13 protein-coding genes are annotated in these 12,521 nt (G+C 63.8%); 7 read left to right on the forward strand and 6 right to left on the reverse strand.

All coding sequences use genetic code 11. The annotated features are described in order from the left end of the window. Positions 1–231 precede the first annotated feature (231 nt). The 4 genes from ACSGDB_RS01235 (at position 232) to ACSGDB_RS01250 (ending at position 3,252) form a co-directional block, all read left to right on the forward strand. Positions 232–693, forward strand: a complete 462-nt coding sequence (locus tag ACSGDB_RS01235) for a MerR family transcriptional regulator (RefSeq protein WP_434992179.1) — start codon at positions 232–234, stop codon at positions 691–693. Between the two features lie 130 nt (positions 694–823). Beyond that, the gene (locus ACSGDB_RS01240) at positions 824–1,870 is read left to right on the forward strand and encodes an NAD(P)-dependent alcohol dehydrogenase (protein WP_434992180.1); all 1,047 of its coding nucleotides are present in this window, start codon (positions 824–826) and stop codon (positions 1,868–1,870) included. A 166-nt stretch (positions 1,871–2,036) separates the two neighbouring features. Then, positions 2,037–2,606, forward strand: coding sequence for a DapH/DapD/GlmU-related protein (locus ACSGDB_RS01245; protein WP_434992182.1), 570 nt, complete (start codon positions 2,037–2,039; stop codon positions 2,604–2,606). 175 nt (positions 2,607–2,781) lie between these two features. Continuing rightward, positions 2,782–3,252, forward strand: a complete 471-nt coding sequence (locus tag ACSGDB_RS01250) for a GNAT family N-acetyltransferase (protein ID WP_434992183.1) — start codon at positions 2,782–2,784, stop codon at positions 3,250–3,252. 576 nt (positions 3,253–3,828) lie between these two features. Here ACSGDB_RS01250 and ACSGDB_RS01255 read toward each other — a convergent pair. Together ACSGDB_RS01255 and ACSGDB_RS01260 are read right to left on the reverse strand one after the other, a co-directional pair. Continuing rightward, positions 3,829–4,119 (reverse strand): hypothetical protein, encoded by a 291-nt coding sequence (locus ACSGDB_RS01255; RefSeq protein ID WP_434992184.1) that lies wholly within the window; start codon positions 4,117–4,119, stop codon positions 3,829–3,831. 134 nt (positions 4,120–4,253) lie between these two features. Further along, positions 4,254–4,895: a hypothetical protein gene (locus ACSGDB_RS01260; RefSeq protein WP_434992185.1), complete on the reverse strand. Its 642-nt coding sequence runs from the start codon at positions 4,893–4,895 to the stop codon at positions 4,254–4,256. 94 nt (positions 4,896–4,989) lie between these two features. On the opposite strand from ACSGDB_RS01260, the gene ACSGDB_RS01265 reads away from it, so the two are divergent. Continuing rightward, positions 4,990–5,661, forward strand: coding sequence for a TetR/AcrR family transcriptional regulator (locus ACSGDB_RS01265; protein WP_434992187.1), 672 nt, complete (start codon positions 4,990–4,992; stop codon positions 5,659–5,661). 150 nt (positions 5,662–5,811) lie between these two features. Here the strand turns inward: ACSGDB_RS01265 and ACSGDB_RS01270 are convergent, their stop codons facing one another. From ACSGDB_RS01270 to ACSGDB_RS01285, 4 genes are all read right to left on the reverse strand, one after another. After that, positions 5,812–6,693, reverse strand: a complete 882-nt coding sequence (locus ACSGDB_RS01270; protein WP_434992189.1) for an ABC transporter permease — start codon at positions 6,691–6,693, stop codon at positions 5,812–5,814. Beyond that, positions 6,690–7,667, reverse strand: coding sequence for an ABC transporter ATP-binding protein (locus ACSGDB_RS01275; protein WP_434992191.1), 978 nt, complete (start codon positions 7,665–7,667; stop codon positions 6,690–6,692). Before ACSGDB_RS01275 ends, ACSGDB_RS01270 begins: the two co-directional genes overlap by 4 nt. A gap of 366 nt (positions 7,668–8,033) precedes the next feature. Then, the gene (locus ACSGDB_RS01280) at positions 8,034–9,185 is read right to left on the reverse strand and encodes a GDSL-type esterase/lipase family protein (protein WP_434992192.1); all 1,152 of its coding nucleotides are present in this window, start codon (positions 9,183–9,185) and stop codon (positions 8,034–8,036) included. A gap of 350 nt (positions 9,186–9,535) precedes the next feature. Next, positions 9,536–10,129, reverse strand: coding sequence for a TetR/AcrR family transcriptional regulator (locus ACSGDB_RS01285; RefSeq protein WP_434992193.1), 594 nt, complete (start codon positions 10,127–10,129; stop codon positions 9,536–9,538). A 589-nt stretch (positions 10,130–10,718) separates the two neighbouring features. On the opposite strand from ACSGDB_RS01285, the gene ACSGDB_RS01290 reads away from it, so the two are divergent. Further along, positions 10,719–11,243 carry a small multidrug efflux protein gene (locus ACSGDB_RS01290; RefSeq protein WP_434992194.1) on the forward strand — a complete coding sequence of 175 codons (525 nt, stop codon included), beginning with the start codon at positions 10,719–10,721 and terminating at the stop codon, positions 11,241–11,243. A 221-nt stretch (positions 11,244–11,464) separates the two neighbouring features. Then, positions 11,465–12,220, forward strand: coding sequence for a MerR family transcriptional regulator (locus tag ACSGDB_RS01295; protein ID WP_434992197.1), 756 nt, complete (start codon positions 11,465–11,467; stop codon positions 12,218–12,220). Positions 12,221–12,521: the final 301 nt, after the last annotated feature.

The following is a 12,521-nucleotide window of genomic DNA, read 5'->3' on the forward strand; positions in this document are numbered from 1 at the left end:
TCTACAATCATGAACGGCCCCACGGCTCCCTCGACGGAATGACACCCTCGACATACTGGAAACGCTGGACCGCAGAGAACCAATTAGCTATCGCATAGCAACTGGACTGCTAACGGGGACCCAATCAGAGCCAGCTGGACACCGGGAGTAGGACGTGGCGCTGTATCGGGTTTCCTCACCGTGTGATGCACGGCTTGTCTTCAAGTACTTGAAGTTCCTATCGTTGATGGGGTGAGCGCACCAGGCATCAGGAAGACGTACAGGATCAGGGAAGCAGCAGCCTTGACGGGGCTTCCGGCCAGTACGCTGCGTTATTACGAGTCGATCGGTGTGATCACGCCGATCTCTCGCGGCGCGAGCAGCAATCACCGGGTGTACACGACGGAAGACCTCGATCTGTTGACCTGGGTTTCCTGTCTGAGTGCGACGGGAATGTCCGTGAGTGACATGCGCCGCTACATCGGCAACGGGGCGCTCGGTGCGGACGCGGCCCCGGAGCAGATCGACCTGTTGATGGCCCAGCAGGAGCAGCTCACCCTCGAAGCGAAGTCCATTGTCCTGCGCAGACGCTACGTTGCACTGAAGATCGACTACTGGCGAGCAGTCCAGGCCGGCGACGATTCCAGGGCCGACCGGCTGTCGAATGACGCACGCTCCATGGCCGATGACCTCAAGAAAACCAAGAAGCGCTGAGCAACCCACGCCTCCGGCGGGGCGGTGCAGGAAACGCGCCCCGGCGACGTCGTCTACAGCGAATGCAACGAGGAACACTGGCACGGCGCTACCGCTGACCGCTTCAACTGAACACCCAAGGAGAACACCGATGACCACCACCGTCCACGCCTATGCCTCACCCTCCGCTGACGGGGACCTCGTCCCCACGACCATCGAACGCCGCGACGTCGGAGCCCACGACGTCCTGATCGAGATCAAGTACGCCGGCATCTGCCACTCCGACATCCACACCGTGCAAGGTGACTGGGGTCCCCAGCCCTACCCCCTGGTGCCCGGGCATGAAATCGCGGGCATCGTCGCTGAGGTCGGCTCCGCGGTGACCCGCCACGCCGTCGGCGACCGGGTCGGCGTCGGCTGCCTGGTCAACTCCTGCGGCGAGTGCAAGAACTGCGCCGCGGGCGACGAGCAATACTGCGTGAATGGGTCGGTCGCCACCTACGGCGCCACCGACCGCGACGGGACCATCACCCAGGGCGGCTACTCCACCCACGTCGTCGTCACCGAGGACTTCGTGCTGAGGATCCCCGAAGGCATCGGACTCGACGCCGCCGCGCCCCTGCTCTGCGCCGGCATCACCACCTACTCACCCCTGCACCGCTGGGGTGCCGGCCCGGGTAGGAAGGTCGCCGTCATCGGCCTCGGCGGCCTCGGCCACATGGCCGTCAAGATCGCCCACGCGATGGGCGCCGAGGTCACCGTCCTCTCGCAGTCCCTGAAGAAGCAGGAGGACGGTATGCGTCTTGGCGCGGATCACTACTACGCCACCAGCGACGACGCCACGTTCACCGAACTGGCCGGATCGCTCGACCTCATCATCAACACGGTCAGCGCCGCGATCGACATCAGCGCCTTCCTGGGGCTGCTCACGGTCGACGGGGCGATGGTCAACGTGGGTGCGCCCGCCGAGCCGCTGCCGGTGAACGCGATGGCGCTCATCGGCGGTCGGCGCTCGTTCGCCGGCTCCATGATCGGCGGCATCGCCGAGACTCAGGAGATGCTCGACTTCTGTGCCCAGCACGGCATCGGCGCCGAGATCGAGGTCATCCCGGCCGGGAAGATCAACGACGCCTACGAGCGCGTCCTCGCCTCGGATGTCCGCTACCGCTTCGTCATCGACGCCGCCACCTTCGCGTAGCCCACCACTCCTGCCGGAACTTGACGCAACCCCTACCACCGCGCCGTACTGGAGCGCGGTGGTAGGGGCGCCCCGCCCCCTCGACGGCGACGGCGAAGGCCTCGCGCTGCTGCGCAGCCGGACCGCCACCATCCCACCAATCAGCACTCTGTCGGAGGAAAGAACCGTGGAACTCAACGACCTACTGACTGCCCTGAACGCGGGGACCCCCATCAATGGTGACTCTCCCTTGCATGAGGTGATGCACGACGTGAGCCGTGAAGCATTACGGATCACAGGTGCGCTCAACGGTGGCTATCGGGAGCCGGCGCGCGTCCGACAGTTGATGTCCCAACTGATAGGCAGGCCCGTCGACGACTCGGTGACAGTGTTCCCGCCGTTCTACTCGGACTTTGGCAAGAACATCATTCTGGGCGAGCGAATCTTCATCAAAGCCGGATGCAAGCTGCAGGACCAGGGCGGAATAACCATCGGAGATGACTGCCTGATCGGGCACAACGTGGTGATGGCGACGCTCAACCACGACCTGCACCCCAACAAGCGCGCCGATATGCACCCAGCCCCGATCGTCATCGGCCGGAACGTCTGGGTTGGGTCCAATGCGACCCTCCTCCCAGGCATCACGATCGGAGACAACGCCGTGATTGCGGCTGCAGCCGTCGTCACGAAGGACGTACCCGCCAACGCCGTCGTCGTGGGATCACCCGCACGAGTCGCTCGGATGATCCAGGACTGACGGTTACGGAGGGGTCCGCCAGGGACGAGACGCTTTCCGCAAGGGACTGTAGGAAAGACGGTGGTTGAGGGTTCGGTCTGATCCGAGAGATCTTCGATCAAGGAGGTCGCTCCACGCCCGCTACCGGTGGGCCTTCAGAGCACGAATACTTCCCCAGCAAGGCCGCCGCGCTGAGATGTCTCTACCTCAGCCTGAAGCTGGTCGAACGCGCCCCGCAAACGGGTGCGGATCGACGGTCTCGTCGGGGGAGATCCCGTTCGATCTTGGCGAGGTCGCCAATCGCCAGCTGCGTCGTTGGAGCAACGCGCTGTACAGGGCGCTGGATACGGGCTTTCCCCCGTACGGTGCTGAGGCCGACTTCGAGCGGGTGACTGCTGAAATCGAGCGGCGCGAATCCGAAGCCCAGGAAGCATCCGCGCCGTCCCTTACACGGGACATGGTTCGTGACAATCCGATCAATAAGCGTTTCGAGTTCTTCCGCGATGGCATGCTCGCGGGGTACGTGAACTACACGATGCGGGCAGGAGTCCTAACGTTGCATCGGACCGTTGTCAGCGACGCCTTCGACGGTGCCGGTATCGACGGAGTACTGGCGCGCCGGGTGATTCTCGCTGCGCACAAGCGCCGGCTGGCAGTATCGACCTAGTGCCCGGCGTTTCAAGGTTTTCTTCACGAGAACCCGCAGTACCGCCAGCTGATGCACACCTTCAATACTCCCGGCGCACAACCAGGATCCAAGCCGGAAGCAAACTGAGCGCCTGTTCCGGAAAAGGCTTCGCAGTGATGGACCGCTCTCCACAAGGAGAAAGTCCTCACAGGCTGGATGAAAACCGAGCCTTCAGCAGCCCCCAGCTCGGTGGTCACATCGAGGCGCATGACGTCTCCTTCGGCATTCGGTACATGCGAGACCCACGTTGACGTGGCTTTCGGCGCCGTGGAGCCGCGAGGCACGCTGACGGCGGCGCGTGAAGGGAGCGAGGCTCTGGGTTGAAATCCTGTTGACGGCCTACCACCGGTCTCGGCGGCCGGACTTGCGGACGCGCAGCGCGCACAAGCTCCAGAGCCGCGCGGTAGAGAAGTTCATGCGTTGGTTTCAGGCAGGCTCGCTCCACATCCCTGCAGCCACTTGGGACGGCGAGCATGTTCACCCCGGGGCCGACATCAGCAGGCCGAGCGGACCGGGGCGAACCGCGCTGCGTCGGGCGAACTCGCCAGGATCGGATCACCAGGAGGAGAGGTAGGCCGGTCCGCCTTCGAAGGAGAACAGGGATCCGTTCTCGTGCTCAGCGGTCTCGGGGACCGGGGTCTGCTCCGCGCGGAGGTTTCCTATCGCCCTGTCCCACGCGACGTCAGGACCACCCCTGCTGGCGAACGCGGCGTCATCGACCAGGCCGGCGGAGTCGCCGAAGCTGATGACGGTCAGCGGCGAGAGATCACCGATGAACAGGCGATAGGACGGCGACGGATAGTCGTCCTCCGGGAAGGCCTCCGCCGGCCGAAGCCGCGGTGGCACGCGGGCGAAGGTGTCATCACGTGTCAGGTCATCCGGCGCTGGTCGATCTGAGAGAAGAGAGGAGACCAGTGCTTGCCGTTGCTGCATCGGCGACGGGTCGGGCGATGTTCTGCATCCTGTTTCCTTTCGTGGGCTCAGCTGGCGAGTTCGTCGATCCAACTCGATCGCATCCGTAGGGCTCGTTCTGTACTGCCTATGACAGCCGCGAGCCCGAAGAGCAGATCGATCTGGAGGGGAAGCTGCACGGGGGAGCTGAAGCTTCCGATCGCATCGGCGATGGCCGGCATATGCGAGATCGATTCGATGATCTGCGGCACTGTGATGCACAAGCCGATGACGACAAACACGGATGAAACAATGCCGATCACTCTGCTCAGGCCGGGATGTTGGTGATGCAACCGAGCACGACGCCCTTCCGCGGATGCGGGGTCGGGAGTCAGCTGCTGCTCGGCCCCGTCAAGACGCACGTAGTGGCAACGTTTGAGTCCGAAGCCGTTGATAGCAACCTCGATGTGACCGCCCGGCACGGAGAAGCGTGTCGGCATCCTCGCGAAAGAGCGCAGGGAACCATCCACGTAGAGGCGTGCACGGATCTCACCGTCTGTCATGTCGCCGGCGTGACGGACGTCGACCGTGTAGATGGTTGGCGTGCCGTCAGGAGAGGGAAGCCTGATGGATCGGAGAGATCTGCCGAACATCTGCCACCAGCGGTACCGACGAAGCGGCTCACCCGATCCGGCCCGCACCCGACGACTGCCCCACGGCTTCATCCTCATGTCCCCACTCCTAATCGCAGCTAGTACAGTGTGATAACAACCGTGAAACACGCTAGCACACTGTATTAGTCGGTGTGACTCCAGAGAGGGAGAGATGGAGACCCCAGCGAACGAACAGGGCACGCGCAGCAAGATCCTCATCGCTGCAGCAACGATGCTAGGCGAGAATCCGACCGCGCGGTTGAGTGTGCGTGCAGTTGCGGCTCGGGCTCAGGTGAGCACGGGGTCACTACGGCACTTCTTCCCGACCCAGCGCGATCTCATCGATACCGTCATCGCCGGAATCTACGACCTCGATATCCCGGACGATCCGATCAACGATCGCCTGCTATCGCCGACCGAGCGCCTCGTTGCGTGCTTGCGCCTGCTCCTGGCGCAGGTGGGTACGGGCGATCGCGCCCGGAAGCAGTGGGGGGATTTGTATGAGACGTATGTGGCAGTCACTCCGTCTCAGGATGCGACGGCGACCTACCTCGCGCTCGAGCGATTGGGGCGCCACCGCATCGAACGATGGCTGACCGTGCTCATAGAGGAAGGCGCCATCCCCGCGGGAGAGATCGAGCAGCGGGCGCGATTCCTGGGGACGGTGATCACCGGTCTTACGAACGAGCGTGCGCTGCCCGCCGACGGAGTGCGGGTCGAAACCGAGACGGAGACTCTCCGTCTCGCCGTCCACGCCGTGACCACGGTGTCGCGCCATCTCTCGCCCGAAGGTGTTGTCGACGCCGGGAACGCTCACGTTATCGCGAGGGCTCCACGAGGTTGAATCGAGGGCTTCACCAGCGCGACCAGGGGGAGTTGTCCATTGTGGTGCGCCTTCCGGCGTCGAGGAAGGCTCGGTGAGGAAACCTCAGCGTTCGCTCTGTGGTTCCCTCACCGAGGGTTTGTGGCCCTGGCATTGGCCAGAGTGGTGTCCTTAGACGTCACGCTTCTTGGTGACGATGAGGGCAGCGGCGAGGAATGCCAGTGCCCAGACGCCCATGACAAGTCCGCCCTGGAACTGAGTCAGGGCGTTGTCGGCTGCGGTCACGGCGACCATTTGGTTACCTGCTTCTTCAGGCAGGAACCGCGCAGCGTCGGAGACCCAGTCAGCGAGTCCTGACAGGAGCTGCATGATGACTGGCAGGACGAAAAGAATGCCGACAGCCGTGACGACGCCGCCCGCGGTGTTGCGTAGCAGGATGCCCAGGGACATCGAGATGACTGCGACGAGCGCGAGAAATGTTCCGGTGTTGATGATGCTCGCCAGAACGCCGCTTTCGGTGAGAGCGAAATCTATGTTCTGGCCTCCAAGGATGGGCTGGGCGATCAGGTAGGACACCAGGGCGCTGAGTAGACCCACGAGGAAGGAGACGGCTGAGACGATCACCGTCTTTGCCAGGAGCGCCTGGGTGCGCCCGGGGACCGCAACCAGGGTGGAGCGAATCATTCCCGTAGCCCACTCGGAGGCGATCAGCACGACCGCTAGGGAAGCGATGAGTAGCTGCCCGAAGACCAATCCGGACGATGGTACGGTCAGCGCTTCATCGGCGGGGCTACCGGGGCCCTGCGCCTGAAGATTGGCGGGGACATTGCCGTCACTGATCGCCTCCGCGAACTGTGCGTATCCCCAAGCGGACAGTGCGGCAAGAGCGACCATGACCACGACGGTGGACGCGATCAGGATGACGGTCGAGCGCACCGTGGTGACCTTGATCCATTCGGATTTGAGCACCCGGGAGAAGGTGATGCCGGAGCCTGGCTGGAGCCCGGATCCGTGTGTCATTGGTGAGGGCGATGAAGTTGTGTGCGTGCTCATGGTCGGCGTCCTTCCACGGGGATGGTGATCTGTGCGGTGTCCTCGGTGGTGTCCAGGACAGCCGGGGAAAGGCTCTGAGACTGGTATTCGACCTCGGCCTGGGTGAGCTGCAGATAGGCGTCCTCTAGGGACACCTGCAGTGGCGTGAGTTCGTACACCAGAACGCGTTCGCGGAGGGCGGTCTCGGCGATCCGGCGCGGCTCGACCCCGGTGATCTCGACCAGTTCGGGCTCGAGCAGCTGGGAGCTGACGCCCTCGCCGGCGAGGCTGCCGAGCAGGTCCTGGGGCCGGTCCGCCCGCACCCTGACCCGGGCCTTGCTTTGACCGTCGATGATGGACTGGATGGGGGCATCGGCGATGATGCGGCCGCGGCCGATCACGATGAGGTGGTCCGCGGTCAGCGCCATCTCCGACATGAGGTGCGAGGACAGGAAGACCGTGCGCCCCTCGGACGCGAGGCCCTTCGCGAGGTGGCGCACCCACTGCACGCCCTCCGGGTCGAGGCCGTTCACGGGCTCGTCCAGGATGACGGTGTGGGGATCGCCGAGCAGGGCCGCCGCGATGCCGAGGCGCTGGCCCATGCCGAGGGAGAACCCGCCGACCCGCTTCTTCGCCACCGATTCGAGCCCGGTGAGCTCGATGACCTCCCTGACCCGGCTGTTCGGGATGCCGTGCGTCGCCGCCATCGCCCGGAGGTGGTTGTAGGCGGAGCGCTTGGTGTGGACGGCTTTCGCGTCGAGGAGCGCACCCACCTCCCGGAGCGGTGCCCGGTGCTGGGCGTAGGGCCGCCCATTGACGGTGACGCGCCCGCCGCTGGGACGATCCAGTCCCATAATCATGCGCATCGTGGTGGACTTGCCGGCACCGTTCGGGCCGAGGAAGCCGGTGACCTTGCCGGGCTGGACGGTGAACGAGACGGCGTCGACCGCCGTCTTCGCGCCGTAGCGCTTTGTAAGACTCTGAGCTTCAATCATGGGCACATCCTTCCAATTGCTGTGTGTGTCGAAATTGCTTCCCATGCCCCCGGGGATAGGACGTAGCCATGGCCAGGGGCGCAGGTCACCTCGCACCTGTCATTCGCGCGGGTCCACGCCAACACCGGGACCAGTCGCCTGTGTCCATTGGCCGCGGAGGATGTCGACTCGCTGACGCATCCTGCAACAAGTCAGGAATACGAAGGTGACACCGAGAGGGAACCTCATCACTCTAACACACTGTACTAGTACGGCGTATTAGGACTAAGAAGGCGTTTGCGGCGTCCGCCGCGTCACCGGTAGGGGCTGATGATGGCGAGCGTGAGCGCGGCGCAGAGAGCGAGGGTGGAGGAATGGGGCGTGGGCTCAGGCGGACGCGAACGCGCCGCCGGTCCCGAATGCGAGCTCGGCGAATCGCTCGCCGATGAGGCGGTGTGCCTCCGGGCCTGGATGCAATGCGTCCGGTAGCGGATGGATTACGGTGTCGGCGGCAGCGTAGAGCTTGAGGCCGTCAAGATAGTGAAGGTTCGGGTCGTCCCGGCGAGACGCGGAGATTTCAGCGAGGGCATCGCGGATCACCCGCAGGGTCAGCCGTCCCTGGGTGATGTCGTCGGGTGTGCCGGTGGCGATGAACTGCACTGTGTCGGTGCCAATGGTTGAGACGTCGATGGATCCAGGTCCGGGGGTGTTCTCGTGGATGCCACAGTACAGAGGCGATACCAGCAGGAGCGGCGTCGTGGGATGGCCGTCGCGGATGGTGTCGAGGAATCCGTGAACGGCGGGGACGAAGCTGCGCAGCCTCATCGCGTCGAGGTTCACGACGTTGATGCCGAGTTTCAGGCTGATGAGATCGGCAGGAGTGTCGCGGATGACGCGGGCGAGGAACGGATCGATGAGGGCGCTGCCGCCGAAGCCAAGGTTGTGGAGTCGTGCGCCGGCGCGGTGTGCGGCGATGACTGGCCAGGTCCCGGTGGGATGAGTGGTGTTGGATCCCTGACTGATGGAACTGCCGTGATGAACCCAGATCCGGCCGGTCTTCGGTGAGGGTTCGACTGGTGCGTCCGAGCGCAATCCGATCAGGTCTACCGCTTCATTGTGAGGAAGCCAGAACTCGACCGTCTTCCGCCCGGTAGGGAGGCTGTCCAGAACGATGTGGTCCACGCCTCCGGCGGTGGTCGAGCTGCCTCCGGTCGCCAGGTCGAGTTCGATGGCGTCGCCCTCCGTGAGTGGATGCGTCCGAATGTGAGCGTCGTCGACCACGATGTCGATGGCGCCGCGTGGCCGCTCCATCGTCCGGTAGCCGACCCGGGTGGATTGGACGTCGAGTTCGATTCGTTGCGCTTCCGTCCGGACGGCGATGCGCGCCCCAGAGGGTTGGGCTTCCATCAGGCGCAACTGTGGATCGATGTCCCGTTCCCGAACGTGTAGGGGGAGTCGATGCGGGCGCAGCCCGCGGTCTACGCGCTCAACCTCAGCGACTCCGTGGATGAGTTCTGGACTGAGGGGGGTGCTGATCATTCGTGGTCCTTTCCGCGGCCGGGCGACAGGGGAGTTGATGGGGAGGAGTGACTTCAGGGTGGCTGGAGCTCGGCATGCCGTCATGTCCCGGAATGCAGGTTCCCCGTGCAGGCCTACGAAACCTGGCGATGAGGGTCTCGGGAACTGTGGCATTTCAGTCAGCGAACACTGTGTTCCCGCCACATGGGCAAATCACGAAGGGGAAGAAACCCCTCGGCGTGAGCTGTTGTGGGAACGAGCCCGCGATGGCGCGGAAACTACACGTGGCCAGGGCCGGTGCAGTCGCACACCGCGGGTGGTTTCGACCTCGGCCGCACCAGCGACGCGTTCTGCCGTGACAGGCGTCCTCGTCAACGGGACTCCCCAGAGTTGTTGATGGTCGCCGTCCAGTCCGAGAGGACGAGGTGCAGAGCGGACAGCAGGTGAGGCCAGGTGTCCGCCGTTGCCGGCAACCTGTGGGAGAAGCTCCCTGCCCGTTCGAGCTCGAGGAACCCGTTCAGGGCGCCACCGAGAATGCGGATGGCGTGCGTCCGGTCGTCTCCAGCGATTCCATAGCCTCGAAGCACGGCCTCGGTAACGCGGACCAGACGTGCCGCCTCCGAACCCTGAACAGCCGTGGCGCCTGCTCGACGTCTGAGTGCGTCCCACCGTCCTGGGTGCTCCTGCATGTAGTCGCGGTGTGCCTGGGCGAAAGCGGTCAGAGCGTCCTTGCCGGACCTGCCGGCAATGCCCTCGGAGATACGGTCAGCGAGCTGACTGAGCGCCACATTCGTGATGCCGTCGTGGAGGGCGCCCACGTCGCGTACATGGGCATAAAGGCTGGGAGATCGCACATCGAACGACCGGGCAACAGCTGCCAGGGTGACGTGTTCAAGTCCGTCTCGGTCTGCGAGCTCCGCGGCCCGCTCGATGACCGCCGAGCTACTGAGCGATGAACGAATCATGAAACAAGCCTAACACAATTAGGCGTTGGTTTAATGTTGTTAGTCTCGACGTGTACATGTCGTGATGCGCAGTATGCGGTCGGGTAGGAAGAACCCGGCGCATCCCGCATCGGCCGCCACGTTCAGCGTCCTGACGGCGGCCGTGTTCCTCCACGATGTGCCGAAGGACCAATGCGACCAGGTAGTCACGTGGTCGGCTGCGGATGTCGAAGCGGCCGGGTATTCGCCCCTGATCGGCGAGCACATCGCCGATAAGTGCATTGAGAACCAGATGTCGAGAATGAGCAGCGGGCAGGCTCGATGCCGCCTTGGACTCCCATCCGGATCACCATGCCCGCAAGCCCGGCCCATTAGAGACAATCGCTCCCAGCCGTCCCGGTGACCGTGGATCGCTTGGACGTACTCACACCGTAGTAGTCGATGTGTCAGGGAACTCATGCCGAGTCCTTGACCCTGTTGTAGGCACAGCCTCTTCACTGGTTTCAGCACACGGCATCACGCCGTGGCCGAGCGCGGCCAGCGCCGCAACAGAAGCTCGACAACGGTGGAGTAATCCATACTCGCCGCTTGGGATTCGAAGGAGAACATCATGGACAACCCGTATGAGGGTATGCAGGAGTGGGTTCAACAGCTCCCCGAGATGGTGCAGCCGTTGGGTGTCGCCGTCGCGGGGATGATCCCGTATATCGAGGGCGAGGGAGCCGCTGGCATCGGCATCCTCCTCGGAATCAACCCTGTGGTGGCAGCGGCCTCGGCGATGATCGGCAACTTCCTGAGCGTGATTGCCGTTGTAACCATCAGTTCCCGGGTACGTGAGAAGGTCGTGGCTTCCCGAGGAGGAGGGCACGAGCCGGCAGGTTCTGCATCCGTTGCTCCGTCAGCCCGGCGCGCGAAGGGGCAGCGGCGTCTGCAGGGCTGGCTCTCTCGGTTCGGGGTGCCGGGTGCAAGTCTCCTCGCCCCACTCGCTCTTCCCACGCAACTCACCGCCACGTTCTTTGCGGCGTCGGGAGTCAGGAAGGAGCGAGTCCTGTTCTGGCAGGCAATCGCCATCGTGGTGTGGACGATCGCCATCTCCGTGCTTGCGACCGGGCTTCTCGAAGTTCTGGGCTGGTGATGGAAACCTGGATTGGCGGCGTCTCACGGCAGGGAACGATCGACGGCGCCGCGATCGACCTAGTCCGCCCTGTACCGCTTCTGGTGCCGACTCACAGGAGCGGCTCTCGCTACACCCCGGTTGCGGGATGGGAACATGAAGTCTCCTTCCAAAGCCCCGACTGACACAGCAGGTGCGGCCTGACTGAACCGGCGACCACGATCGAAGAAGGGGTGACGAGCATGGCTTGGAGCACTCAAGGAATTGCCGAGCTGGCCGGAACGACGGTGAACACTGTTCGCCATTATCATCGGGTCGGACTTCTCGAGCAGCCGGACAGGATGTCCAACGGCTACAAGCAGTACGAGGTCCGGCACCTCGTCCGCCTCCTGAAGATACGTCGTCTCCGGGATCTCGGCGTACCGCTCGACCAGATCGACGAAGTGACTCTCGATGGTGATTCATCGTTCGAGGCGCTGAGGGCGATCGATGCGGACCTCGCGGTGAGCATCGAGAGGTTGCAGCGTGCCAGGGCGGAGATCCAGGCGATCCTGCAGGGGTCCTCGGTGACGGGCGTCCCGGCGGGGTTTGAGGACGTCGCGCCACGTCTTTCCAAGCAGGACCAGTCGTTGATGCTCATCTACTCCCAGTTGTATGACGACGACGCGATGCAGGATCTGCGGAAGATGATCAGAGAGGACGACGCTTCGGTAAGCAAGGAGTTCGACGAATTGGCGCCCGACGCCGACGAAACCGTACGCGCCGCACTCGCACAACGCTATGCACCAACCATTGCTTATGCCATCAGGGACTACCCGTGGCTCACGGACCCGGGAAAGCACCTGTCGAAGAGCCTGGAGGTGACCCAGAACGCGGTCGTCGAATCGCTCACCACTTTGTACAATCCGGCACAACTGGACGTCCTCGCCAGATCGAGTGTCATCGCTGGCGGCATCCTCAAGTCCGAACAGGCCACGAAGGAAGAGCACTCGCCCTGAGGAGGGGGCGTCGTGGCCGCCAGAAGAGCGGACACGCGATAGGTGCCAGGTGACACGAGAGGCATCGGACGCTTCGAGCTGACACGGTTCCGGTGCCTGCCGACGCCTAGTGACATCGACAAAGCCCTGACTGCGGCGTCCCATCGTTGAGTCGGGCCTTCCGCGGCCTCCGGGAACGACCCGTGCACACGAGATGCGCGGATTCCTTCATGACCAGAACTGCCTGCGGACCTCGTCGTTGCCATACATTCCGTGAAGGACGCAGCAGCCGCCACCACGTCGACATCGAGACCGACCACGT

The organism is Arthrobacter sp. Ld5, from assembly GCF_051172775.1.
Lineage (GTDB): Bacteria > Actinomycetota > Actinomycetes > Actinomycetales > Micrococcaceae > Arthrobacter_D.